The following is a 21,560-nucleotide window of genomic DNA, read 5'->3' as shown; positions in this document are numbered from 1 at the left end:
GCCTCACGCCGGCGCGCTGCGCAACAACACGATCCCGCCGACGATCAACCCGATCCCACCCAGCTTCAACGGCGTGATCGACTCCCCAAACAACACCGACCCGATCAACACCGTCCCCGCCGCGCCGATCCCGGTCCACACCGCATACGCCACGCCCACCGGCAACGCGGTCAACGCGCGGCCGAGCAGCCACACGAACGCGCCCAGGGCGATCAGCGATACCGCGGTCCAACCGGGCCGGGTGTAGCCGTTGGACAGCTTCATGCTCAACGCCCAGGCCACGTCGATCAGGCCGGCGGCGATCAGCATGACCCACGCGATCCCGGCGCTCATGGCTTGGCGTCCTCGCGCTCGGCGCGCAGGGCTTCGCGCACGCTCGGGCGCTGTTCGAGACGGGCCAGGTACGCGGCCAGGTGCGGGTACGGGGCCAAATCGATCTTCAGCAGCTTGGTCCAGCCGGCGACGGTGTAGAGGTAGGCGTCGGCGATGCCGAAGCGCTCGCCGAGGAATTCGCGGCCCTCCAGGTGGCGGTCGACCAGGGCCAGGCGCGGCTGCAGACGCTCGCCGGCGACGCGCACGCTGGCCTCGCCGTACTCGGGATGGAACAGCCACGGGCTGAAGGTCTTGTGCAGTTCGGAGTTGATGTAGGTCAGCCACTGGTCCTGCTCGGCGCGCTCGAAGCTGCCGAGCGGGGCGCTGAGGCCGGCGGCGGGGTCCTGGTCGCCGAGGTAGCGCAGGATCGCCACGCCTTCGCGCAGCAGGCGGCCGTCGTCGAGCTCCAGCAGCGGGACGTAGCCGAGCGGGCTGAGTTCGCGGTAGTCGCGGTCGTCGCTGAGGACGCGGGCGTCGGGGCCCAGGCGCACGCGGCGCAGTTGCAGCGGCAGGCCGAGCTCGCGGGCGACGATGTGCGGGGCGAAGGAGCAGGTGTACGGGGTGTAGTAGAGCTTCATGATGGTGGTCCGCAGGGGAGATGGCGCTACTCTCCTCGTCCGGCCCGGCGCCTGGAATACGGCGCGCTTACAAGGATCGCTTGCGTATGCGGCAAACCGCCCGCCTGTCGTTGGAAGACTTCGAACTGCTGCGCGCGATCGGCGCGCACGGCAGCCTCAGCGGCGCGGCCAAGGCGCTGGCGCTGGATCATTCCAGCGCGTTCCGCCGGCTCGGCGCGATCGAGGCGCGCGCGGGGACGCCGTTGTTCCGGCGCAGCCGCACGGGTTACACGGCCACCGAGGCCGGCGCGGTCGCCATCGAAGGCGCGCAGCGGATTCTCGACGATGCCGATCAGCTGCAGCGGCAGTTGGCCGGGCGCGATGCGCGCGGCGGGGCGCGGTTGCGGATCACGATTCCGGACACGCTGGCCGAAGTGGCGGCGCGCTTGTGCGCGGCGTTCACCGCGGCGCATCCGCAGATCGGCTGCGATCTGTCGGTATCGAATGCGTTCGTGAATCTGCAGCAGCCCGAGGCGGACGTGGCGCTGCGGGCGTGCGCGTTGATGCCGAACGGGTTGTCGGTGCGGCGGGTGGGGTCGATCGCGACCGCGGTGTATGCGGCCAGCGGCGCGAAAGTCGGCAAGCGCGAGGCGTTGAACGATGGCGTGTGGGTCGGGTTCGACGACAACCTGTCGCATCTGTCCTCGGCGCTGTGGCTGCGCGCCAACGTGGACGAGGCGCGGATCGCGATGCGGGTGAATTCGCTGCCGGCGGCGTTGGCGGCGTGCAAGGCGGGGGTCGGCAAGGCGCTGTTGCCTTGCTATTTCGCCGATGCGGCCGGCGGGGTGAAGCAGGTGTCGCAACCGTTGGCGGAAGTGCCGACGGAGCTGTGGTTCGCGATCCATCCGGATTTGCGCCGGTCGGCGCGGGTGCGGGCGTTGCGGGAGTTCGCGCTGGCCTGGCTGCCGAAGGAGATGGCGCTGACCTGAGCCGACGCATCCAAAGCCCCTCTCCCGCTTGCGGGAGAGGGGTTGGGGTGAGGGCGTGCGCGGTCGCGGCGAAAGCGGCTTGCGCCTTTGGCGCTCGCTGCCCTCACCCCAGCCCTCTCCCGCAAGCGGGAGAGGGAGCAGGTCATTGCGATCGGGGAACGGGGTCGCTTACTGCAGCATCTCTTCGTCCAGCCAACGCAAGAACGCCCGCACCGGCGGATGCCGCTCGCGCCCCGGCACGCACAGCACGTGATACGTCTCGCCCGGCACCACGATCTCCGGCCGATACGGCTCCAGCAACCCGCGCGCCACGTTGCCTGCGACGACCACCGAACTCGCCAGCACCAACCCCTGCCCGGCGCCGGCGGCGTACATCGCGTAGTGCTCTTCGTCGTAAGCGCGCACCGTCGGCGCGCGCTGGGTCCAATCCACGCCGGCGAGTTCGCACCACGCATCCCAGGTGCGGCAGTACAGCTGCGAATCGCCCCATTCCACGGTGATCAAGGTCGGCGGCGATTTGGCCGCTTCGACCTGCGCCTGCCCCGGCGCGCCGTACACGCCGAAGAACTCGCGCAGGCCGCCGTGCCGGTGCAGGCCCGCCGGCACCGCGCCGCCGTAGCGGATCGCGAGGTCGACGCCGGCGTTTTGTTCCAGGTCGACCACCTGCGCGCTGGTGTCGATGCGCACGGCGATGTCGGGATGCCGCGCGTAGAAGCGGCCCAGCCGCGGCACCAGCCACAGCGCGGCGAACGAGGTCGAGGTGGTGACGGTCAGGCAGCCGGCGTCGGGCCGCGGGCGCAACGCGGCGACGGATTGCGCCACTTCGAGCAGGGCGCCGTGCACGTCGCGGAACAGCCGGCGGCCGTCGTCGGTGAGGGCGACGCCGCGCGGCTGGCGCTGGAACAGGGGCCGGCCGAGCCAGCTTTCGAGCTGGCGGATCTGGTGCGAGATCGCGGTCGGGGTGACGTGCAGTTCCTCGGCCGCGGCCTTGAAGCTGGACAGGCGGGCGGCGGCTTCGAAGCTGCGCAGGGCGGTCAGGGGGAGCTCGGCGAACATCGGTCAGGCCTGAATCTGGCTCATGCTGGATCAATTATGGTCATTTGAGCCGGTCGGTGGCGAGAAATAGATTCACCCCAGCCCTCTACCGACCGCTCAGATGACCGCCGACCGCCCCTACCGCCTGCTGATCCTCGTCGCCAGCCCCCGCCGCAACGGCAACAGCGCCGCGCTCGCGCAAGCCGCCTTGCGCGGCGCGCGCGCGGCCGGGCTCGACGCCTCGCTGCATTTCGCCGACGACCTGATGCAGACCTTCCTGCGCGACTGCCGCGATTGCCGCGACGAGCATGGCCGCTGCCGCATCGACGACGGTTACGCCGATTTCTTCTTCGAGCATTTCCTCGACGCCGACGGCTTCGCGCTGGCCTCGCCGGTGTACTGGTACGGCATGTCGTCGCAGGCCAAGGCGTTCTTCGACCGGATGTTCTGCTATGTGGCGCGCAGCTATCCGGATTCGCAGCGGGTGCGCGAGCGGATCCAGGGCAAGCGGGTGGCGTTGCTGACGGCGTCGGAGGAGATGTATCCGACCATCGCGCTGAGCCTGGTCCATCAGATGCAGGAGTACGCGCGCTACACCCATTCGCAGTTCGTCGGCGCGGTGCATGGGCAGGGCGACCGGCGCGGGTCGGTGTCGCAGGACCGGCACGGGGCGATGGCGGCGGCCGAGGCGCTGGGGCGGCAGTTCTTCGAACGGCCGCATGCGGATTACCACGTGGATTCGGTGCGGTGAGGGGTTGAGGGCGGTTGCGTCGTAAGCGGGGTGGCGCGGTCGCGACTCGCGTCGCTCCTACAGGGGCTTCGGATCGATCTGGGCTACCTGTAGGAGCGACGCGAGTCGCGACCGCGCCACTTCGCTTACGACGCACCCCGCAACCACGCGCTCACCGCGGCCAGATCCGCCGCTCTTCGCTTTCCTCGACCGCCACCCAATCCAACTCGGCGGCGATGCGGCAGGCCAGCGCTTCGTACCAGTCCGGCGGACGGTCGTAGGCGCACAGCAGCTCGATCAGGTCGATCCGCTCCGGCGCCGCATCGCCGGCGTCGTAGCGGTAGCCGCCGCCCGGGCGGGTTTCGGCGACGATCACCCGCAGCCACGGCAGGCCGTCGGCGCTCGCGAATTCGTAGGCTTCGACGCGGCGCAGTTCCGGCTGCGCGGCGAGGTAATCGATCACCGGCTGCGCCGGGATCGGGCCGGGGCGCTGCGGTGGCGGGGACAGGCTCAGGTACCAGGTCATGCCTCAAATCCTCGGCGCAGGCGACGGACGCTCCCTGTAGGAGCGGCGCGAGCCGCGACCGCGAAACCTCAAGTACGTCGTAAGCGCGATGTCGCGGTCGCGGCTCGCGCCGCTCCTACAGGTAGATGGCGCGCAGCGCGGCGAACTGGGACGAAAGCATCGGGCCTGAAGGCCCTCCCACCTCAGCGCAGGCCGAACCACGAGCGTGGCAGCAGCAGCTTGAGCGCGCGCTCGGCGCTCTTGCGGCGCAGGCCGCGCTGCCCGAGGCCGCGCAGCATCGGGCCGAGCCAGCGCCAGCGCGGGTGCAGCAGGATCGCTTCGCGCGCGTCGGCTTCGATCCGGTACATCGCCAGCACCTGTTCGGCCAGGCGGCGCTTGCTGCGCGGCAGTTCCGGCATCTTGCGCAGGCAGGCTTCCAGGTCGTCGGCGGTGCCGCGGTAGAACTGCACGGTGCGTTCGTAGCGGCGGCGGGTGGCCAGCGCGCGCGGTTCGTCGCGGGCGAATACGGTGCCGCTGACGCTGCCGGGGTGGCGGCGGTACTGGATCAGCGGCTGGCGCAGGTTCAAGGATTGGCCGAGCAAGGCGCCGCGCAGGCTCAGCGCGTTGTCCTCGATCGGACCCAGCAGCGGGCCGAAGCGGTCGTAGACCTCGCGCCGGAACGCCATGGTCGCGCCGAGCAGGCCGATCAGCCGGCCGATGCGCACGTAGTACTCGAACTCGTAGCGCTCCGGGCGCTGGCGGAAGCTGACCTGGATCGGCTCGCCCTGGCTGCCGATGGCGTCGAAGTCGCTGCCCAGCACCTTCGCCTGCGGGTGCTCGTCGAAGGCGCGCACGATGGTCGCCACCCGCTCGGGGTAGGCGATGTCGTCGCCGGCCATCATCACGATGATCTCGCCGCGGGCCAGCGGCATCACGTCGTTGAAGTGCGCGGACACGCCGAGGTTGCGTTCGGTCTTGCGGATATGCACCCAGTGCGGGCCGCGATAGGCCGCGATCATTTCCTCGGCGATTTCGAAGGTGCCGTCGCCGGAGCAGTCGTTGGAGACGATGATTTCGCAGGGGACGGTCTGGGCGAAGGCGCTGTCGAGCGCGGCGCGGATGTAGTCCGCGTCGCGGAAGCACAGCAGCAGGATGCTGACCCGCGGCCGGGGTTCGGCCACGGTTTCCAGCACCGGCAGCGGGGTCACCGCTGGCAGCTCGTTCAGTACGGCGTTCAGTTCGCCCCCTTCGCCCGACCGCCCATCCGGTCAGGCTCCGCCCAGCTCGGCCAGGCCCTTGCGACCGGATTCTCGCGCCTGGCGGATCTGCGCGTCTACGGCGGCGATGGCGGTCATGTTGACCACTCGTCGGGGGGTCGAGGCCGGAGTCAGGATGTGCGCCGGCTTGTCCAGGCCCATCAGGATCGGGCCGATGGCGACGCCGTCGGTCATCACCCGCACCATGTTGTAGGTGATGTTGGCCGCGTCCAGGTTCGGCAGGACGAACAGGTTGGCGCGGCCGTGCAGGGTCGCGTTGGGGAAGATGCGCTTGCGCAGCACGTCGTCCCAGGCGGTGTCGGCCTGCATTTCGCCGTCCATCTCCAGCTTGGGCATGCGCTGCTGGATGATCTGCCGGGCCTTGCGCATCTTCGCCGCCGACGGATTGTCGTGGCTGCCGTAGTTGGAGTGCGACAGCAGCGCCACCTTCGGCTCGATCCCGAACAGGCGCAGGCGGTAGGTGGCCTGCAGGGTGGCTTCGGCGATCTGCTCGGCGGTCGGGTCGACCTGCACGTGGGTGTCGAGGAAGAACCACGCGCCCTGGTCGTTGATCACGCCGGTCATCGCCGAGGTGCCGGACACGCCCGGGTCGAAGTCGAAGATGCTGCGCATGTAGCCGAGCTTCTTGTGGAAGCGGCCGACGAGCCCGGAGATCATCGCGTCGGCTTCGCCGCGCTCGACCATCAGCGCCGCGATCAGGGTCGGCCGCGAACGCAGCAGGTTCTTCGCCGCCGCCGGGGTCACGCCGCGGCGCTCGGTCAGCGCGTGGTACTGCTGCCAGTAGTCGTTGAAGCGCGGATCGTCGTTGATGTTGGTCAGCTCGAAGTCCACGCCCTCGCGCATGCGCAGGCCCAGGCGCTTGATCCGGGTGTCGATGACGTCGGGGCGGCCGATCAGGATCGGGAACGCCAGTTCTTCGTCGATCACCGTCTGCACCGCGCGCAGCACGGTCTCTTCCTCGCCTTCGGCGTAGACCACGCGCTTGCGGTCGGCGCGGGCGCGGTCGTAGACCGGCTTCATCAGCAGGCCGGTGCGGTAGATGTACTGGCTGAGCTTTTCCTCGTAGGCGTCCATGTCGGCGATCGGACGCGAGGCCACGCCGGACTCCATCGCCGCCTTGGCCACGGCCGGGGCCAGCATCACCAGCAGGCGCGGGTCGAACGGACGCGGGATCAGGTATTCCGGACCGAACGTGGGGACGTCGCCGCCGTAGGCGCTGCCCAGGTCGGACGACTCCATCCGCGCCAGCGCCGCGATCGCGCGCACGCAGGCCAGCTTCATGTCCTCGTTGATCACCGTGGCGCCGACATCGAGCGCGCCGCGGAAGATGTAGGGGAAGCACAGCGCGTTGTTGACCTGGTTCGGGTAGTCCGAACGGCCGGTGGCGACGATGCAGTCCGGGCGCACGGCCTTGGCGTCTTCCGGCAGGATTTCCGGGTACGGGTTGGCCAGCGCCAGGATGATCGGCTTGTCGGCCATGGTCGCGACCATCTCCGGCTTGAGCACGCCGCCGGCGGACAGGCCGAGGAAGATGTCGGCGCCGGCGACGATGTCGGCCAGGCTGCGCTTGTCGGTGTCGCGCGCGTAGCGCTCCTTGTCCGGGTCCATCTTGCCGCGGCCGGTGTAGAGCACGCCGTCGCGGTCCACCGCGAGGATGTTCTCGGGCTTCAGGCCCAGCGCCACCAGCATGTCGAGGCAGGCGATGCCGGCCGCGCCGGCGCCGCTGGTGGCGAGCTTCACTTCGCCGATGTCCTTGCCGACGATCTCCAGCGCGTTGAGCACCGCCGAGCCGACGATGATCGCGGTGCCGTGCTGGTCGTCGTGGAACACCGGGATCTTCATCCGCTCGCGCAGCTTGCGCTCGACGATGAAGCATTCCGGCGCCTTGATGTCTTCGAGGTTGATGCCGCCGAAGGTCGGTTCCAGCGAGGCGATGATGTCGACCAGCTTGTCGGGATCGCGCTCGTCGATTTCGATGTCGAACACGTCGATGCCGGCGAACTTCTGGAACAGCACGCCCTTGCCTTCCATCACCGGCTTGCCGGCGAGCGGGCCGATGTCGCCGAGACCCAGCACGGCGGTGCCGTTGCTGATCACCGCCACCAAGTTGCCGCGCGCGGTGAGCTCGCTGGCGGTGTTGGGGTCTTCGACGATGGCCTCGCAGGCGTAGGCCACGCCCGGCGAGTACGCCAGGGCCAGGTCGCGCTGGGTGACCATCGGCTTGGTCGCGGTGACCTTGATCTTGCCCGGCGGGCTGAGGCGGTGGTAGTCGAGCGCGGCGGTTTTCAGATCGTTGTCGGACATCGCAAAGGCAGCCGTGGCAAGGGGCGCGAAAGTGGAGTGGATCAGCAGTCTAATGGATGCACCCGGCGGTTTCGCGCGGCCGCGGGCACCTGTTCATTAGTACTTTGGAGTTGTCCCGGTTGTAACCGCGCCGGCACCGCGCGGCTTTGCCCCAACGGCCGGCCCGTCTCACCATAGCGGCCGGGACGCCCGACGCTATGGTATGGAACGCACAGGGCGGGCATGCGGCGGCGCACTACGGCCCCGCGGCGCCGGGCTTGGCGTCGCGCGGCTGCACCGTGCTGCGCCAGGCGTCGAGGAACTGCCGGCGTTTGAGCGCATCCAGATAGACCAGCAGGCCCGGCCCGAGCGGGATCGGCCGCAGCGCGCGCACCCGCGCGCCGTCGCCGGCCTGCGGCGCCAGCGCGGCGCCGGTGGGCGAGCGGATCGGCTGCAGGCCGACCTGGCGGGCCAGTACCGCCTGGCCGCGCGGCGACAGCAGATAGTCGAGAAAACGCCCGGCCTCGACCGCGTTGGCGGCCTCGCGCGGGATCAGTGCGGTGCGCAGCAGCACCAGGGTGTAGTCCTCGGGCAACACGATCCCGAGCGGCGCGCCGGCGTCGATCCGGGCCTGGGCGTAGGAGCCCAGCACGTTGTAGGCCAGCGCCAGCTGGCCGCGGGCGACCCGGTCCAGCAGCGCCCCGGTGCGCTCCTCCAGCACCACCCGGTTGTCGCCGAGCGCGGCCTGCAGCGCCCCGGCCATGCTGCCGAGCTGGTGGTCCTGGGTGGCCAGCAGGTAGCCGACACTGCTGCGGCCGACGTCGTAGGTGCCGACCCGGCCGGCCAGCTTCGCCGCCGGGTCGCGCAGCAGCGCCAGCAACTGGCGGCGGGTGCGCGGCACCTGCGCCGGGGCCAACAAACGTTTGTTGTAAACGATGACGATCGGCTCGTAGCTGATGCCGAAGGCTTCGTGCCGCCACTGCGACCACGCCGGCAGCCCGGCGGTGGCCGGCGAGCGGTGGGCCAGGGCGTGGCCGTCGTTGGCCAGCTTGGTCTGCAGGTCCATGCCGCTGCTGATCAACAGGTCGGGACGCTGCCGCGGCGCGGTGCGCAGGAACCGGCTGTAGATGTCCTGCGCGACCAGATCCGAATACTCGACCTCGGTGCCGGGGCTGAGCTTCTGGTAATCGGCGATGACCGCGGCGAAGTTCTCGATGTCGGTCGAGCCGTGGATGCGCAGGTGGGCGGTGGTGGCTTGAGGGCTTTTGAAGGTTCGGACGTCGCCCGGGGCGGCGCAGGCGTTGAAAGCGAGGAACGAGTAAAGAGCAACGAGGAACGAGTAAAGCGCCCGCTTCCCCGGTCGCCGGACTCGTTCCTCGTTCCTCTCCACTCGTTCCTCGCTTTTCATACCAATTCCCTCGGCAGCCGCAACGTCACCACCAACCCGCCGCCGACGCGGTTGCTCAGATCGATCGTCCCGCCATGCGCCTCGACGATGCGCTTGACGATCGCCAGCCCCAGCCCAGCGCCGCCGGCGGCGGCGTCGCGGCCGCGGGCGAAGCGTTCGAACACGGTCTGCGCGTCGGCCGGGGCGATGCCGGGGCCGTGGTCGGCGATGGTCAGCACGGCCAGCGGCGCGACGTTCTCGGCCGAGGCGGTCAGCGCGATCTGCAGCGGCGCGCGGCCGTGCTTGAGCGCGTTGTCGATCAGGTTCTTGATCGCCTCGCGCAGCAGCAGCGCATCGCCGCGCACGCGCAGCGCTTCGCTGGTCGCGGCCAGGTGCAGCTCCGGACGCGGGCCGGACTGCGGCACGGCTTCGAAGATCGCCTGGTGCAGCAATTCGGCCAGATCCACGGTTTCGAACTGCTGCAGGTTGGCGCGGTGGATCGCGCTGGCGTCGCTGAGCAACTGGTTGAGCAGGCGGCTCATGTGGCTGGCGTTGCGCTCGATGGTTTCCAGGCTGCGGCGCTGTTCGGCCGGGTCGTCCTCGTCCAGCGCCAGCTGCGCCTGCGCGCGCAGCGCGGCCAGCGGCGTGCGCATCTGATGCGCGGCCTCGCCCATGAACGCGCGCAAGGTTTCGTTGCTGGCCGACAGCCGGGCCATGAAGCGGTTGAGCGATTCCACGGTCTGGTCGAGTTCGGCCGGCACCTCGCGCGCGACCGGGCGCAGGTCGGAGGGATCGCGCTCGGACAGCTCGCGCTCCAGCCGCTGCAGCGGGCGCAGCGCGCGGTACACGCCGATCCACACCAGCGCCAACGCCGCCAGCGACAGCACCACGATGGCGACCAGCGCGCGCAGCACCATGTCGTCGGCCAGCGCTTCGCGCGCGCGCCGGGTCTGGCCGACCTGGACGATGGCCTGGCCCTGCGAGGCCGGCCCGGCGACCCAGCGCGAGACCGCGACGAAGCGGGTGTTTTCGCCGCGGTACATCGCGTCGAACAAACGCGGCTGGCCGTCGCGCGGCGGGCTCGGCGGCGCAGGCAGGTCGGCGTAGCCGGTGATGGTCGAGCCTTCGCGGCTGGCGACGCGGTAATAGACGCGGTCCTCCGGCGCCATCGCCAGCAGATCGAGCGCGGCGTAAGGCAGATCGACCTGCCATTGGCCGTCGACCAGCGCGACCGAATCGGCGATCGACAGCGCCGAGGAGATCAGCAGGTGGTCGTAGGAGCGGTCGGCGGCGGCGCGGCCGTAGCTGCGCGCGGCCAGGAACAGCAGCGCCGCGCCGATCAGCGACAGCGCGCCGAGGTAGATCAGCAAGGTCTTGCGGATCGAGTCGCGGCGTCCGGCCGCGGCGCGCGCGGGCTCAGCCATCGGCGCCACCCTCGCCGGCGCCGGCCTCGGCCGAACCCGCCTCGATCATGTAGCCGGCGCCGCGCACGGTAACGATGCGCAGCGGCGCGGCCGCGAGCTTCTTGCGCAACCGCCCGACATAGAGCTCGATCGCGTTCGGCCCGGCCTCGTCGTCGAAGCCGAACAAACCGTTGCCGATCTCGTCCTTGCTGACCACCTGGCCGAGCTTTCCGATCAGGATCTCGAGCAGGCGGAATTCGCGGTTCGGCAGATCGATGGGCTCGCCGTCGAGCGTGACCCGGTGCGCGCCGGCGTCGAACGCGAAGCCGCCGACCTGCACCACCGCCGCGGCCTGGCCGCGGTTGCGCCGCAGCAGCACCCGGCAGCGCGCTTCGAACTCGCGGAAATCGAAGGGCTTGCTGAGGTAGTCGTCGGCGCCGGAATCCAGCGCGCGCACGCGGTCGTCGATGCCGTCGCGCGCGGTCAGCATCAGCACCGGGGTGGCGTCGCCGCGATCGCGCAGGCCGGCCAGCAGGCCCAGGCCGTCGAGCCGCGGCAGGCCGATGTCGAGCACGATCAGGTCGAAGCTCTGGTAGCGCAGCACGCTGTCGGCCTTGAGGCCGTCGCTCTGCCAGTCCACGGCATGGCCGTCGCGGCGCATGCGCCGGACGATGGCGTCGGCCAGGTCCGCGTTGTCCTCGACTAGCAGGATGCGCACTCGATGTAGTCCTCGCCTCTTGTCGAAATCGGAAGCGGCCGGCGAAACCCAAAGCCGTCATCCCCGCGAAGGCGGGGATCCAGAGACTTCAGAGCCCTGTCGCGATGAAGCCCTGGATCCCCGCCTTCGCGGGGATGACGAGCAACAGCGCGCAGGCCACGACCGCTCCATACGACGACGAGCCGGCGCCATGACAGGTCTTTGACAGCTTCGACCGCCTAGCCTGCGCTGGAGGGGTTGGGAGAGCCGTCCGGGCCGACCCAACTATAAGCGCCCGTCGCGCCGTTGTGCGCGCAAAGAGGCGGGAAAAGAAGGGTCGGGAGATAAATCGATGGCTGTTGCCCCCCACGCCGGCGCGTGCGTCGCGCTGTGCCTGCTCGCCGCGTGCGCCGCCCCGGCGGCCGCCGCCGAAGGCGACGACGAGCGCCCGGTCACCGCCGAACTCGGCGGCCGCATCCACTGGGATTTCGCCGAATTCGACAACGACCGCCGCGGCGCGCCGAACCCCGACGACACCGAGGTGCGCCGGCTGTGGCTGGACGTGTCGGGCAAGTTCTACGGCTGGGGCTACAAGATCGAAGGCGACTTCGCCGGCCTGCAGGACAAGTTCAGCGGCGACAACGTCGAGGCCAAGGACGTCTACGTCACCCGCGATTTCAAGGCCGGCAAGCTGACCATCGGCCAGTTCAAGCAGTACTTCACCCTCGACGACCGGATCAGCTCGAACTACGGCGTGTTCATGGAACGCAGCATGTTCGCCAGCTCGGTCGCGCCGCTGTATCGCCTGGGCGCGGCGTGGATCACCGCGCGCGACGATTACACCGTCGGCGGCAGCGTCTACAGCCTGGAAAGCATCGACGTGTGGCAGGTCAAGGGCCGCGCGTTCGGCGCGCGCGGCACCTGGGCGCCGCGCCACGACCTCGGCGACACCGTGCACCTGGGCCTGTCGCTGGCGCGCGAGTACTACGACCACCCGGGCCGCGACGGCGCCAACGGCCTGCGCATCGCGCCGCGTCCGGCCGGGCACCTGTCCGACAACAGCCGCGCGACCCTGGTCAACTTCAACCGCGGCCTGGACACCGACGTCGACAAGTACTCGCTGGAATTCGCGCTCGCGCGCGGCCCGGTGTACCTGCAGTCCGAACTCAGCGGCGCCGACTTCGACGACGGCAGCCAGCGCGGCGAGATCCGCTCGGCCTACGCCACGCTCGGCTGGTTCATCACCGGCGAGAACATGCCCTACGACACCAAGAGCGGCCGCTTCGGCCGGGTCAAGCCGTCGCGCCCGAACGGCGCCTGGGTGGTCGCGGCGCGCTACGACACCATCCGCGGCAAGCAGCACCTCGACGGCGCGGCCAACTTCAGCGACGTGTCGATGGAGCAGGCCAGCCTCGGCGTGAACTGGCACCTGCGCGCCAACCTGCGCTTCATGTTCGACTGGATCGAAAGCCGCAACCGCGACCGGCTCGCCGGCGTCACGCTCGATCGCACCCGCGCGCTGACCGGGCGGTTTCAGTACGACTTTTGAAGCAGGAGATAGCGGATAGGAGTTAGGAGGTAGCGAGAGCGCGCCCTCCCCTACCCCCGCTTTCGCTATCTCCTAACTCCTATCCGCTATCTCCTCGCTTCCAAGCCTTCAAGGAACTCCCCCAAATGCTGACCCTCCTCGGCTTCGGCATGGTCCTCACCTTCATGTACCTGATCATGAGCAAGCGGCTGTCGCCGCTGGTGGCTCTGATCGTGATTCCGATCGCCTTCGCCCTGGCCGGCGGTTTCGGCGCCGGGATCGGCGAGATGATGATCGAGGGGATCAAGAAGATCGCGCCGACCGGCGTGATGCTGATGTTCGCCATCCTCTACTTCGGGGTGATGATCGACGCCGGCCTGTTCGACCCCATCGTCAAGCGCATCCTCAAGCTGGTGAAGGGCGATCCGGTCAAGATCGTGGTCGGCACCGCGGTGCTGGCGATGCTGATCTCGCTCGACGGCGACGGTTCGACCACCTACATGATCACCGTCTCGGCGATGCTGCCGCTGTTCCAGCGCCTGCGCATGAACGCGCTCAACCTGACCTGCGTGACCATCCTGGCCAGCGGGGTGATGAACCTGACCCCGTGGGGCGGGCCGACCGCGCGCGCGGCGACCGCGCTGCACGTGGACCCCAGCGAAGTGTTCGTGCCGCTGATCCCGGCGATGGTGGTGTCGCTGCTGAGCATCCTGCTGCTGGCCTGGTACCTGGGCCTGCGCGAGCGCAAGCGTTTGGGCATCGTCACCCTCGAAGGCCACGCCGCCGACTGGAATCCCGAACTCGACACCGCCAGCGACAACCTGCCGACGCTGGCCGACAGCGAGGACACCAAGCGGCCGAAGCTGCTGTGGGTCAACGCCGGCCTGACGGTGACGCTGATGGCGGCGTTGATCCTCGGCCTGCTGCCGTTGCCGGTGTTGTTCATGATCGGCTTCGCGATCGCGCTGGTGATCAACTACCCGGACCTGGCCGAACAGCGCCGCCGCATCGGCAACCACGCCGGCAACGTGCTGGCGGTGGTGTCGCTGATCTTCGCCGCGGGCATCTTCACCGGCATCCTGTCCAACACCGGCATGGTCGAGGCGATGTCGCGCAGCTTCCTGGCGGTGATCCCCGACGCCTGGGGCCCGTACCTGGCGGTGATCACCGCGATCGCCAGCATGCCCTTCACCTTCTTCATGTCCAACGACGCGTTCTATTTCGGCGTGCTGCCGATCCTGTCGGAAGCGGCCGGGCACTACGGCATCACCCCGGTAGAGATGGCGCGCGCCTCGCTGGCCGGGCAGCCGGTGCACCTGCTGAGCCCGCTGGTGCCGTCGACCTATCTGCTGGTCGGCATGGCCAATGTCGATTTCGCCGACCACCAGAAATTCACCTTGAAGTGGGCGGTGCTGATCTCGCTGATCCTGATGTTCGCTTCGCTCGCGTTCGCCTTGTATCCGTTCGCCGCTTGATGCGAGGAGATAGCGGATAGGAGTTAGGAGATAGCGAAAGCACTCCGCTTCCTGCCCCTCTATCTCCTAACTCCTATCCGCTATCTACCAGCTCCACGAGGCCACCATGACTCTTCGCATCGCCTACGTCACCAGCGGCATGGGCAGCCTGGGCACGGCGATCTGCCGCAAGCTCGCCGACAGCGGCCACACCGTGGTCGCCGGCTGCGGCCCGAACTCGCCGCGCAAGGCCGGCTGGCTGCGCGAGCAGCGCGAGCTGGGCTACGACTTCATCGCCTCGGAAGGCAACGCCGCCGACTGGGAGTCCACCGTCGCCGCGTTCGCCAAGGTCAAGGCCGAGGTCGGCGAGGTCGATGTGCTGGTCAACAACGCCGGCGGCACCCGCGACGTGCTGTTCCGGCAGATGAGCCGCGACGACTGGAACGCGGTGATGGCCGGCAACCTCAACACCTTGTTCAACATCACCAAGCAGGTCGTCGACGGCATGGCCGCGCGCGGCTGGGGCCGGGTCGTCAACATCGGCTCGGTCAGCGCGCAGAAGGGCCAGATCGGCCAGGTCAACTACGCCACCGCCAAGGCCGCGATGCACGGCTTCACCCGCGCCTTGGCGCAGGAGTTCGCCGCGCGCGGGGTCACGGTCAATACGATCTCGCCCGGCTACGTGGCCAGCGCCGCGATCAGCGCGTTCCCGCCCGACGTGCTCGACCGCCTCGCCGCCTCGGTACCGGTGCGCCGGCTCGGCAAGCCGGAGGAAGTGGCGAGCCTGTGCGCGTGGCTGGCCAGCGACGATGCCGCCTTCGTGACCGGCGCGGATTACGCCGTCAACGGCGGTTTGCAGATGGGTTGAAGCGTAGAAGTTGGTGAGTAGGAGGTAGAAGATAGGAGATAGGAGATAGGAGATAGCGAAAGCAGTGGCGTCGGCCTGCTTTTCGCTATCTCCTACCTCCTATCTCCTATCTCCCATCTCCTATCCCCCACCTGCCGCTCAGCCAATCTCGCTGAAATCGCCTTCCGCCATATGGTCCAGCCGGATCCGGTTGGCGAACAGCGAGAACGCCAGCATGCCCGCCAGCCCGTTCGCGCGGGTGATCCACGGCGGCATCCAGCGCGGCGGCGCCAGCACGCCGTCCTGGAACAAGGGCTCGAAGCGCTGCACGTCGCCCAAGGTCATCTTGCCGGCGAACAGCCAGCGGCACAGGTGCAGCTTCTGCTGGCGCAGCGCCCAGCGGAAGAAGGTGTGCACGCCGACCAGGCCGCGCAGGTACACGGTGTCCTTGGTGAACGCCGCGCCGCCGCCGGTGGGCACGCCGCGGAACACGCGCTGGGCCGAGGCGAAGCTTTCTTCCGGCGTCTGCCCGGCGTCGATGAAGTAGCGGAACACCTGGATGAAGTCGGCGCCGTCCAGCGCCATCGCCACCGCGTCGATGCGCAGGCTCAGCCGCTTCATCCGGCCGATGTCGATGCTGCCGGTGATCTGTTCGGCGAAGGTCGCCAGGCCTTCCTGCGTGGCGGTGCTGCGCGGCGACGACAGGGCCAGGCTCGGCAGCACCGGCTGCTCGCGTCCGTTGAGCGCGGTCAGCGAATGCACGAAGGCCTCGTGCTGCAGCAATTGGTGGCGGTCGTAATCGCTGAACGCTGCGCCGCTGCGCAGGCGGATGCGGGTGGCGCCGGCGGCGGCCTTGGCGATCAGGTCCGGGTCGAGCACCACTTCGATCACCCGCGCGTCGAAGTAGTCGTCGAGGTCGCGCTGCAGTTGCAGGCTCAGCGCGGTGGCCGAAATCTCGACCGTCTCGGCCGGCGACATCAGCTCGCGGTCGAGTTCGTTGGCGATGGAGATGAAGTGGTTGGCGGCCTCGCGCGTGCTCGGGCCCTGGCCCGGCAGGGCCACGTCGGGTTTGCCGAACAGTTGCACCGAGTAGTCGGCGACCTTGTTCGTGCCCAGGCATTCGAGCAATTGCGCGGCGATGCCCCAGGAGTGCGCCGATTCGATCAGGTACTCGCCGAGCGGGTGGTCGCGGTCGGCGGCCGCGGCGATCGCCTCGAGCTCGGCGCGCACTTCGCTGAAGTCGTGCCTGGGGTAGTGGATCACCGGCGAGACCGCGGCGCCGCGCGCGTAGTCGGCGAGGAACTGCGCTTCCAGCCCGGCCGGCCAGCTCACCATCGTCAGCAATTTGATCCCGCGCGCGGCGCGGACCATGCGCGCGTCGAGCTGGGCGTGGTGGAGCAGGTCGGGCGACAGGTCGATCGGGAGGGCGCTCATGCGGCGGCCGCTTGCGGAGGGAAAACGTGCGCAGAGGGAAACGACGGCGCCGCGTGCGGCCAGGCGGCGAGCGGGCGACGCGGCGCGCGCTCAGTGCTTGCCATATTTCTCGTCCAGGCGCTTGTTCAAGGCCTTGCCGAGGACTTTCTCCTCGGACTTCTGCGCGCGCCGGTGGGCCAGCTTGTTGGCCGCGCCGGCGACCTCGTCGCGCAGCTTGAGGTAGTTGGCGAAGCGCTGCGGATCGAGCTTGCCGCCCTCGATCGCCGCGCGCACCGCGCAGCCGGGCTCGCGGTGGTGCGAGCAATCGCGGAACTTGCACTGCTCGGCCAGCGCCTCGACGTCGGCGAAGTTCTCGCCGATGTCCTCCTCGCCGGTCGGCTTGAGCTCGCGCATGCCCGGCGTGTCGATGAGGCACGCGCCCGACGGCAGCGGAAGCAGCGCGCGGTGGGTGGTGGTGTGGCGGCCGCGCGCGTCGCTTTCGCGCACCGCGCCGGTCTTCATCTTGTCGATGCCGAGCAGGCTGTTGGTGATGGTCGACTTGCCGGCGCCGGAGGAGCCCACCAGCACCACGGTGCGGCCCGGGCCCAGCCACGGCGACAGCGCCGCGCGCACGCCGTCGCGGTCGCGCGCGTTGACCGCGCGCACCTGCACGCCCTGGCTGAGCTCGATCAGCGCGCCGGTGGCCTGGGCCACCGCGTCCGGGTCGGCCGCCAGCGCGGCGTCGGCCTTGGTCAGCACGATCACCGGCTCCGCGCCGCCGCGCACCAGCAGCAGATAGCGCTCGATCCGGCGCGGATTGAAGTCGGCGTCCAGCCCGCAGACCACGAACACGGTGTCGATGTTGGCCGCGATCAGCTGCTGCTTGTAATGCTCGCCGGCCGCGCCGCGCTTGATCGCGCTGTGCCGCGGCAGCAGCGCCACGACCTTGTCGCGCGAACCCGAACGCTCGATCAGCAGCCAGTCGCCGACGCCCGGGCGCTGCTCGGGCGGGAACCGCGGGCGCTGCCATTCGGGCAGCGAATCGACCGGGAAGCCGGCGCTGTCGGGGCCGTCGGACACCACATAGCCGCTGCGGTGCTGTTCGATGACCCGGGCCGGGCGGGCCTGGGGGTGTTCGGCCAGAAGCTGCTGCCAGGCCGGGTCGGCCGGCAGCGGAGTCTCGCCCGGGCCGGCCTGAAGCGGCCAGCCGATCGCCTGCAGGGCGGCCAGCTCGGGGGTCAAAGGCGCGGGGGGCGGATGGGCATGGCGCGATTCTACATAGGCCGCCGCAGGGTTTGGCTGGCGCCGGCCGGCCGGACTTTGCCGGAAACCGCTTGCAGTCGCCGCCGCGGCGGCCGGCGCGGCGAAGTTGTGCGCCAAGTCGGCCCGCAAGCCCCTGCGGAACGGCGATTCAGGCTGTTTACCGGGGCGGATTCGGCTAGGCTGGGCGTTCGCCCACTCTCCCTTATGCCGCTCCGATGTCCCAGCCGCCCCTGAAAACCCGCGAACGCCTGTCCGAAGTCCGTTACGAAATCCGCGGTGAACTGGCCCGGCGAGCTCGCGAGTTGGAGGCCCAGGGACGCAAGCAGATCAAGCTCAACATCGGCAACCCCGGCGCCTTCGGCTTCCGCGCTCCGGAACATCTGCAGCGCGCCATCGCCGAGCGCATCGCCGACACCGACCCGTACACCCATCAGCAGGGCCTGCCGGCCGCGCGCGAGGCCATCGCCGCGACCTACAAGCGCCGCGGCACGCCCAACGCCTCGCCCGAGCGGGTGTTCGTCGGCAACGGCGTCAGCGAGCTGATCGACCTGTCGCTGCGCGCCCTGCTCAACCCCGGCGACGAAGTGCTGCTGCCCTCGCCCGACTACCCGCTGTGGTCGGCCGCGACCATCCTCAACGACGGCCGCCCGGTGTATTACCGCTGCCAGCCGGAGAACGGCTTCCTGCCGGACCCGGACGAGATCGAGCAACTGGTCTCCAGCCGCACCCGCGCGATCGTGCTGATCAATCCGAACAACCCGACCGGCGCGGCGTATCCGCGCGCGCTGATCGAGCGGATCGTCGCCATCGCCGCCAAGCACAGGCTGTTGCTGCTGTGCGACGAGATCTACGACTCGATCCTGTACGGGGACGCGAAGTTCGAGCCGGTGGCGCCGATCGCGGGCGATCTGCCGTGCCTGAGTTTCGGCGGCTTGTCGAAGGTGCATCGCGCCTGCGGCTGGCGCGTGGGCTGGGCGGTGCTGTCCGGCGATCCGATGGTCACCGGCGAGTTCCACCACGCCATGGACCTGCTCGGCGCGCTGCGCCTGTGCGCCAACGTGCCGGGCCAGTTCGCCATCGAGGCCGCGCTCGACGGCGCCGACACCATCACCCCGCTGTGCCGGCCCGGCGGCCGCCTGTTCGAAGCGCGCCGCGCGGTGATCGAGGCGGTGGAGGCGAGCAAGCACCTGCAACTGGTCGCCCCGGCCGGCGCGCTGTACGCGTTCCCGGCGGTGACCGGCGCGGCCGCGCAAGGCTTCGACGACCACCGCTTCGCGCTGGAACTGCTGGAGACCGAAGACGTGCTGGTGGTCCCGGGCTCGAGCTTCAACGTGCCCTACCGCAATCATTTCCGCGTCACCCTGCTGCCGCAGCCCGAGGACGTGCGCGAGGTGTTCGTGCGCATCGAGCGGGTGCTCGACCGCCACGTCGAGCGCGCCGGCGCCCACCGCGCCGCGGTCGCCTGAGCGCGGCGGTGGCGCGCTCCTACCTGGCGCTGGGCGACAGCTACACCATCGGCGAGGCGGTCCCCGAATCGGGCCGCTGGCCGGTGCAGCTGGCCGCCGGCCTGCGCGCCCGCGGCATCGGCCTGGACGCGCCGCGCATCGTCGCCACCACCGGCTGGACCACCGACGAACTGGCGCTGGCCCTGGACCTGGCCGAACCGCTGGGCGAATGGGACTTCGTCAGCCTGTTGATCGGCGTCAACAACCAATACCGCGGCCGCAGCGCCGCGCAGTACGCCGGCGAGTACCGCGCGCTGCTGGAACGCGCGATCGGCTACGCCCGCGGCCGCCCCGAGCGGGTGCTGGCGCTGTCGATCCCCGACTGGGGCGCGACCCCGTTCGGCGCCCAGGACAAGCGCGGGCCGGCGACCATCGGCGCCGAACTGGACGTGTACAACATCACCGCCGGCGAAATCTGCGCGCGCCACGGCGTGGCCTTCGTCGACATCGCGCCGCTGTCGCGCGAACTCGCGGCCGACCCGGCGATGCTGGCCGAGGACGGGCTGCATCCCTCGGCGCGGATGTACGCGCGCTGGACCGAACTGGCGCTGCCGGTGGCGCAGGGCCTGCTGGGCCGCGACTGAACGCGGCGCCGACGCCGGGACGTTTTTATCGGTAATCCTGCTGCCGCGGTCGCCGGCACCGGCGTGCGCGCGGGTTTCCGCGCGGCCCCGGCCGATGCCACACTGCGGGCACCGGCGACGACGACGCCGGAGGATGCACGCCGAGGATGAGTTCAGCGGTACAAGCCATGCCCCCCGGCCAGGCCGTGCGGATCGCGCGCGCCTACCTGCCCGAACACCCGCTCGGCAATCGCTGGGACTACTACTACAGCCGCGCCAAGCTCGGCAGCGACCCGCTCTATCCGGGCGTCAGCCAGGCCCTGCGCGGCACCCGCGCGCCGCTGCTCGACCTGGGCTGCGGCCTGGGCCTGCTGGCCCACACCCTGCGCGCCGACGGCATCGGCCTGCCCTACCGCGGCGTCGACAGCGACGCGGCCAAGATCCGCCGCGCCGGCCGCGCCGCCGCGCGGGTCGGCCTGAACGAGGCGCGCTTCGCGGTCATGGACCTGTCGCGCGAATTGCCCGACCACCGCGGCAGCGTGGCGATGCTCGACGTGCTGCAGTTCATCCCCTACCCCGCCCAGGCGCGCGCGATCGACGCGATGATCGCGATGCTGACCCCCGGCGCGCGCCTGGTGATCCGCACCGGCCTGGACGACGGCACCGGCCGCGCCCGCATCACCCGCGCGGTAGACCTGTTCTCCCGCGCGCTCGGCTGGATGAACGCGACGCCGCGCTATTACCCGGACGGCGAGGCCTTGCAGGCACGCTTACAAGCCGCCGGCTTGCGCGTCCAATTCACCCCGTTGTTCGGGCGCACGCCGTTCAACAACTGGCGGATCGTCGCAGCGAAGGAGTGAGCCGCGCGGTAGCGGTGATACCGATTGCGTTTGCGCCAACGCAACGACGACACACCACGAGCCCGTCATTCCGGCAAAAGCCGGAATCCATGTTGCCCTTGCCCTTGCCTTTGCCCTTCGCTCCCCCCGCCGCCCCGAACTCGCCACAGGCAAACAGAGACCCGAAGGGCGGCGCGCAGGAAGCGCGCCGTGCGCCACCCAGGCCATGGATGGCCTGTGTGGCGCATCCCYGCGYMRGCTCCGAACSWTAGTGGCTCTTGATTCGAAGACAGGAAAAAGCCCTTTCTTTGRTTACTTTCTTTGTGGCTTTGGACAAAGAAAGTGACCCGGCCGCTTGCGGACGGAAGCTGTTGATTTTGGCTTGTCTTCACTCGTTTCCACGAGAGAAGCACGAGCAACATCAAAATGGGTTCCGGCTTTCGCCGGAATGACGAAATGGGGGTTGCGAGCTTCGGGAGGTCAAGGCGGAGCCGCGTCGCTGCGGTTGGGTTCCGGCTTTCGCCGGAATGACCGTCTTGGAGGGTGCGGGGCTTCGGGAGTGTGGCGGCGGGGCTGCGTTGCTTCGGTTGGTCGCGACTCGCGTCGCTCCTACAGGAAGATACGAAACTCACCGAAGACCCTGTAGGAGCGGCGCAAGCCGCGACCGCGACAACTCACCCACGACGAACACCACCCATCGCCCAGCAAACCCCAGCAAACCATCGCCATCGCCATCGCGCAAAGGCAACGCTACCCGCTCACCTCAGGCAACACACAGCGATACCCCAACACCCGCAACCGCCCCAACAACGCCGCCATCGTCTCCACACTGCGCCCATGCCCCGCGCCTTCGTGCATCAACACGATCGCCCCCGGCGCCAGATCGCGCTCCACCCGCGCCACCACCCGCGCC

At 69.6% G+C, this 21,560-nt stretch carries 19 protein-coding genes and 1 pseudogene; 8 read left to right on the top strand and 12 right to left on the bottom strand.

The genetic code is table 11. The features are described from left to right. Positions 1-3: 3 nt before the first annotated feature. Positions 4-264, bottom strand: coding sequence for an SMR family transporter (locus A7A76_RS26775; RefSeq protein ID WP_241201006.1), 261 nt, complete (start codon positions 262-264; stop codon positions 4-6). Between the two features lie 65 nt (positions 265-329). Then, a complete protein-coding gene (locus tag A7A76_RS16935) occupies positions 330-950 on the bottom strand; it encodes a glutathione binding-like protein (RefSeq protein WP_206412304.1) in 621 nt (206 codons plus the stop codon). Between the two features lie 86 nt (positions 951-1,036). Between A7A76_RS16935 and A7A76_RS16930 the strand changes: the two genes are divergently transcribed. Next, a complete protein-coding gene (locus A7A76_RS16930) occupies positions 1,037-1,918 on the top strand; it encodes a LysR family transcriptional regulator (protein WP_206412303.1) in 882 nt (293 codons plus the stop codon). Positions 1,919-2,086: 168 nt separating this feature from the next. Here A7A76_RS16930 and A7A76_RS16925 read toward each other — a convergent pair whose 3' ends face one another. Beyond that, the gene (locus A7A76_RS16925) at positions 2,087-2,974 is read right to left on the bottom strand and encodes a LysR family transcriptional regulator (RefSeq protein WP_206412302.1); all 888 of its coding nucleotides are present in this window, start codon (positions 2,972-2,974) and stop codon (positions 2,087-2,089) included. Positions 2,975-3,074: 100 nt separating this feature from the next. Between A7A76_RS16925 and A7A76_RS16920 the strand changes: the two genes are divergently transcribed. Next, a complete protein-coding gene (locus A7A76_RS16920) occupies positions 3,075-3,704 on the top strand; it encodes a flavodoxin family protein (protein ID WP_206412301.1) in 630 nt (209 codons plus the stop codon). Between the two features lie 151 nt (positions 3,705-3,855). Here the strand turns inward: A7A76_RS16920 and A7A76_RS16915 are convergent, their stop codons facing one another. The 6 genes from A7A76_RS16915 to A7A76_RS16890 all read right to left on the bottom strand — a co-directional run bounded on the left by A7A76_RS16915 (position 3,856) and on the right by A7A76_RS16890 (position 11,256). Next, positions 3,856-4,209 carry a hypothetical protein gene (locus A7A76_RS16915; protein ID WP_206412300.1) on the bottom strand — a complete coding sequence of 118 codons (354 nt, stop codon included), beginning with the start codon at positions 4,207-4,209 and terminating at the stop codon, positions 3,856-3,858. Between the two features lie 182 nt (positions 4,210-4,391). Then, the gene (locus A7A76_RS16910; RefSeq protein WP_206412299.1) at positions 4,392-5,396 is read right to left on the bottom strand and encodes a glycosyltransferase; all 1,005 of its coding nucleotides are present in this window, start codon (positions 5,394-5,396) and stop codon (positions 4,392-4,394) included. A gap of 60 nt (positions 5,397-5,456) precedes the next feature. Next, positions 5,457-7,769, bottom strand: coding sequence for an NADP-dependent malic enzyme (locus A7A76_RS16905; RefSeq protein WP_206412298.1), 2,313 nt, complete (start codon positions 7,767-7,769; stop codon positions 5,457-5,459). Positions 7,770-8,004: 235 nt separating this feature from the next. Further along, positions 8,005-9,156 carry an ABC transporter substrate-binding protein gene (locus tag A7A76_RS16900; protein WP_206412297.1) on the bottom strand — a complete coding sequence of 384 codons (1,152 nt, stop codon included), beginning with the start codon at positions 9,154-9,156 and terminating at the stop codon, positions 8,005-8,007. Continuing rightward, positions 9,153-10,559, bottom strand: a complete 1,407-nt coding sequence (locus A7A76_RS16895; RefSeq protein WP_206412296.1) for a sensor histidine kinase — start codon at positions 10,557-10,559, stop codon at positions 9,153-9,155. Before A7A76_RS16895 ends, A7A76_RS16900 begins: the two co-directional genes overlap by 4 nt. Further along, complete coding sequence (locus tag A7A76_RS16890; protein WP_206412295.1) at positions 10,552-11,256, bottom strand: response regulator; 705 nt, start codon at positions 11,254-11,256, stop codon at positions 10,552-10,554. The genes A7A76_RS16895 and A7A76_RS16890 overlap by 8 nt, the downstream gene beginning before the upstream one ends. Positions 11,257-11,587: 331 nt before the next feature. Here A7A76_RS16890 and A7A76_RS16885 point away from each other — a divergent pair, with 331 nt between their 5' ends. The 3 genes from A7A76_RS16885 (at position 11,588) to phbB (ending at position 15,085) form a co-directional block, all read left to right on the top strand. Further along, on the top strand, positions 11,588-12,784 hold the full coding sequence (locus tag A7A76_RS16885; protein ID WP_206412294.1) for an OprO/OprP family phosphate-selective porin: 1,197 nt from the start codon (positions 11,588-11,590) through the stop codon (positions 12,782-12,784). Positions 12,785-12,909: 125 nt separating this feature from the next. Beyond that, positions 12,910-14,238, top strand: coding sequence for a CitMHS family transporter (locus A7A76_RS16880; RefSeq protein WP_206412293.1), 1,329 nt, complete (start codon positions 12,910-12,912; stop codon positions 14,236-14,238). Positions 14,239-14,344: 106 nt separating this feature from the next. Next, positions 14,345-15,085, top strand: coding sequence for an acetoacetyl-CoA reductase (phbB, locus tag A7A76_RS16875; protein WP_206412292.1), 741 nt, complete (start codon positions 14,345-14,347; stop codon positions 15,083-15,085). 138 nt (positions 15,086-15,223) lie between these two features. Here the strand turns inward: phbB and A7A76_RS16870 are convergent, their stop codons facing one another. Next, entirely contained in the window at positions 15,224-16,498 is a 1,275-nt protein-coding gene (locus A7A76_RS16870; RefSeq protein WP_206412291.1) for a flavohemoglobin expression-modulating QEGLA motif protein, read from the bottom strand. A gap of 90 nt (positions 16,499-16,588) precedes the next feature. Continuing rightward, the gene (rsgA, locus tag A7A76_RS16865) at positions 16,589-17,719 is read right to left on the bottom strand and encodes a ribosome small subunit-dependent GTPase A (RefSeq protein WP_206412290.1); all 1,131 of its coding nucleotides are present in this window, start codon (positions 17,717-17,719) and stop codon (positions 16,589-16,591) included. A 236-nt stretch (positions 17,720-17,955) separates the two neighbouring features. Between rsgA and A7A76_RS16860 the strand changes: the two genes are divergently transcribed. From A7A76_RS16860 to A7A76_RS16850, 3 genes are all read left to right on the top strand, one after another. Further along, entirely contained in the window at positions 17,956-19,206 is a 1,251-nt protein-coding gene (locus A7A76_RS16860) for an aminotransferase class I/II-fold pyridoxal phosphate-dependent enzyme (protein WP_206412289.1), read from the top strand. Positions 19,207-19,214: 8 nt separating this feature from the next. Then, the gene (locus A7A76_RS16855) at positions 19,215-19,829 is read left to right on the top strand and encodes a GDSL-type esterase/lipase family protein (RefSeq protein WP_206412288.1); all 615 of its coding nucleotides are present in this window, start codon (positions 19,215-19,217) and stop codon (positions 19,827-19,829) included. A gap of 167 nt (positions 19,830-19,996) precedes the next feature. Then, entirely contained in the window at positions 19,997-20,668 is a 672-nt protein-coding gene (locus A7A76_RS16850) for a methyltransferase domain-containing protein (protein ID WP_206412287.1), read from the top strand. 729 nt (positions 20,669-21,397) lie between these two features. On the opposite strand, the pseudogene A7A76_RS26770 reads toward A7A76_RS16850, so the two are convergent. Then, positions 21,398-21,560, bottom strand: a pseudogene (locus A7A76_RS26770) (polysaccharide deacetylase family protein); the annotation flags it as partial.

Source organism: Lysobacter enzymogenes (assembly GCF_017168095.1).
In the GTDB taxonomy this organism is placed as follows: Bacteria; Pseudomonadota; Gammaproteobacteria; order Xanthomonadales; family Xanthomonadaceae; genus Lysobacter; species Lysobacter enzymogenes_D.
Note: the sequence above shows the minus strand (reverse complement) of the source record. Positions and strands in the feature narration are given on the sequence as shown.

What these genes read in the sequence shown, in the direction of transcription:
- A7A76_RS26775 (WP_241201006.1), bottom strand. Translation starts at nt 264, where the DNA reads ATGAAGCTGTCCAACGGCTACACCCGGCCCGGTTGGACCGCGGTATCG.
- A7A76_RS16935 (WP_206412304.1), bottom strand. Translation starts at nt 950, where the DNA reads ATGAAGCTCTACTACACCCCGTACACCTGCTCCTTCGCCCCGCACATC.
- A7A76_RS16930 (WP_206412303.1), top strand. Translation starts at nt 1,037, where the DNA reads ATGCGGCAAACCGCCCGCCTGTCGTTGGAAGACTTCGAACTGCTGCGC.
- A7A76_RS16925 (WP_206412302.1), bottom strand. Translation starts at nt 2,974, where the DNA reads ATGTTCGCCGAGCTCCCCCTGACCGCCCTGCGCAGCTTCGAAGCCGCC.
- A7A76_RS16920 (WP_206412301.1), top strand. Translation starts at nt 3,075, where the DNA reads ATGACCGCCGACCGCCCCTACCGCCTGCTGATCCTCGTCGCCAGCCCC.
- A7A76_RS16915 (WP_206412300.1), bottom strand. Translation starts at nt 4,209, where the DNA reads ATGACCTGGTACCTGAGCCTGTCCCCGCCACCGCAGCGCCCCGGCCCG.
- A7A76_RS16905 (WP_206412298.1), bottom strand. Translation starts at nt 7,769, where the DNA reads ATGTCCGACAACGATCTGAAAACCGCCGCGCTCGACTACCACCGCCTC.
- A7A76_RS16900 (WP_206412297.1), bottom strand. Translation starts at nt 9,156, where the DNA reads ATGAAAAGCGAGGAACGAGTGGAGAGGAACGAGGAACGAGTCCGGCGA.
- A7A76_RS16895 (WP_206412296.1), bottom strand. Translation starts at nt 10,559, where the DNA reads ATGGCTGAGCCCGCGCGCGCCGCGGCCGGACGCCGCGACTCGATCCGC.
- A7A76_RS16885 (WP_206412294.1), top strand. Translation starts at nt 11,588, where the DNA reads ATGGCTGTTGCCCCCCACGCCGGCGCGTGCGTCGCGCTGTGCCTGCTC.
- A7A76_RS16880 (WP_206412293.1), top strand. Translation starts at nt 12,910, where the DNA reads ATGCTGACCCTCCTCGGCTTCGGCATGGTCCTCACCTTCATGTACCTG.
- phbB (WP_206412292.1), top strand. Translation starts at nt 14,345, where the DNA reads ATGACTCTTCGCATCGCCTACGTCACCAGCGGCATGGGCAGCCTGGGC.
- A7A76_RS16870 (WP_206412291.1), bottom strand. Translation starts at nt 16,498, where the DNA reads ATGAGCGCCCTCCCGATCGACCTGTCGCCCGACCTGCTCCACCACGCC.
- A7A76_RS16860 (WP_206412289.1), top strand. Translation starts at nt 17,956, where the DNA reads ATGTCCCAGCCGCCCCTGAAAACCCGCGAACGCCTGTCCGAAGTCCGT.
- A7A76_RS16850 (WP_206412287.1), top strand. Translation starts at nt 19,997, where the DNA reads ATGCCCCCCGGCCAGGCCGTGCGGATCGCGCGCGCCTACCTGCCCGAA.